We start from the raw sequence: 2,264 nt of genomic DNA on the forward strand, positions 1-2,264 counted from the left end.
CATGTGTTAAGCACGCCGCCAGCGTTCGTCCTGAGCCAGGATCAAACTCTCCAAAAAAACTGGTTCCAACACCCCCGAAGAGGCATTGAGAGCTTCAATCACTGACAGAGAAACAACTGACTATAAAAATCAAATTGTCCATCAATCAAAGGAATCCATACCCACCCCAAAAAGGGACAGGCTGGGGTTCAATAAATTGGCATTGAACATAGTGCACGCTGTTGAGTTCTCAAGAAACGGACGCACCCGGTTCGGCACCCATCGGGCGCCTCATCCGAGGCTTGTTTCGTTGTTTCCATCCGGTCATCCCGAGGGACGCATCCGAATGCTTCAAGCGAGTCGAAGAATTGCTTCTTCGTGGCTTGGAATCGTTCCGCTTGAGGCCGATGAGCTCTTCCGCTCTTTCGCACCTTTGGGGCAACGAGTGATTACATTACGTGGATCCCGGGGGTCGTGCAACTCAGCGCTGCATCCCGGGCGTGTCGCGCGGAAACACGGTGAAACGACCGGCACGACGAAGGGCTCCGGAGGCCCGCTGGAGCGGACGACCGAAGCCCTCGGATCGGAGATCTGAACCTACTCGACGAAGATGCCGGCCAGCGTCTTCTTGCCGCGACGGAGCACGGCCATGCCCCCACGCGGCACCCGACCCTCGAGGGTCGCCGTCTCGTCGTCGACCCGTATGTTGTCGAGCGAGACGCCGCCCTGCGTGATGGCGCGCCGGCCCTCGCTCTGGCTCGTCACGAGCCCGGTGTCCGCGAGGAGCTGCGCGATCGAGGCATCCGGTGACGTGGTCGTGTTCGGGAGCTCGCGGAGCGCCGACTCGAGCGTCTCTGCATCGAGCGCCCCGAGGTCGCCCTGTCCGAACAGCGCCTGGGACGCGGCGACGACGGCGGCCGTGGCATCCGCCCCATGCACGAGCGTCGTCACCTCGGTCGCGAGCACGCGCTGGGCCTCGCGTCGGAACGGCTCGCGCTCCACGAGGTCCGCCAGCTCCTCGATCCGTGCCCTGCTGAGGAACGTGAACACCTTCAGCCGGCCGATGACGTCGGCATCGTCGGTGTTGAGCCAGAACTGGTAGAAGCGGTAGGGGCTGCACATCGCGGCATCCAGCCAGATGGCGTTGCCCTCGCTCTTGCCGAACTTGGTCCCGTCCGAGTTCGTGATGAGCGGCGTGCCGATGGCGTGCACGCTGCGACCCTCCACCCGATGGATGAGGTCGGTGCCGCTCGTGAGGTTGCCCCACTGGTCGCTGCCGCCCGTCTGCAGGACGCAGTCGTACTGCCGGTACAGCTCGAGGTAGTCGAAGCCCTGCAGGATCTGGTAGCTGAACTCGGTGTAGCTGATGCCCGCGTCGGAGTTGAGGCGCGACGCAACCGCGTCCTTCTTGAGCATCGTGCCCACGCGGTAGTGCTTGCCGATGTCGCGGAGGAAGTCGATGGCGCTGAGGCCCTCGGTCCAGTCGAGGTTGTTCACGAGGCGCACGGCGCTCGGGCCCTCGGCGGAGAGGAAGCGGCTCACCTGCGCGCGCAGGTTGCCGACCCACTCGGCCACGGTCTCCTTGGTGTTGAGGGTGCGCTCGGCGGTGGGGCGGGGATCGCCGATCAGGCCGGTCGAGCCCCCGACGAGCCCGAGTGGCCTGTGTCCGGCCAGTTGCAGACGCCGCATCGTCAGCAGTTGCACGAGATTGCCGAGGTGGAGGCTCGGGGCGGTCGGGTCGAATCCGCAGTAGTAGGTGATGGGCTCGCCTGCGAGCAGCTCCTTCAGCGCGGCCCGGTCGGTGGACACGTGGACGAGCCCGCGCCAGACGAGCTCCTCCCAGACATCCTCGAAGGAGTCGTCGTTCTGCTGGGTTGCGAGGATCACGGGGTCTGACACGCCAGCAAGGCTACCAGCGCGGCGCGCAGCAACGACTTCATGCCCCAGACTTGATCGAAGCGACTCAAATCTGTAGCATTGATCTCTAAGACTTCAGCCTTCAGGCTTGATCCGGCTCAGCGTGAGGAGGTGCATCCATGTTCGTCATCACTGTCGACCAGGTCGCGAGTCGCCGCGAGCGCGACCGTGCCGGCGGGCTCGTCGAGGAGCTCGCACAACGGCACGGCGACGAACTGGTGTTCCCGCCCGACCAGACGGCAGGCGACGAGATCCAGCTCGTCACCCGATCGGCGTCAACCGCGCTCGCGATCGTGCTCGACGTGACCCGCACCGGGAGGTGGAGCGTCGGCATCGGCGTCGGTGACATCCGGCTGCCGCTTCCGGAT

Annotated in this window: 1 protein-coding gene and 1 pseudogene; one reads left to right on the forward strand and one right to left on the reverse strand. The window is 64.5% G+C overall.

Annotated elements, in window-relative coordinates; translation table 11 throughout:
• Positions 1-576 precede the first annotated feature (576 nt).
• Positions 577-1,878, reverse strand: coding sequence for a tyrosine--tRNA ligase (gene tyrS, locus AC1DY2_RS18830; RefSeq protein WP_476763801.1), 1,302 nt, complete (start codon positions 1,876-1,878; stop codon positions 577-579).
• A 137-nt stretch (positions 1,879-2,015) separates the two neighbouring features.
• Here tyrS and AC1DY2_RS18835 point away from each other — a divergent pair.
• Positions 2,016-2,264: pseudogene (locus tag AC1DY2_RS18835) on the forward strand (DNA-binding protein); the annotation flags it as partial.

Source organism: Agromyces sp. P1_H4, from assembly GCF_056405255.1.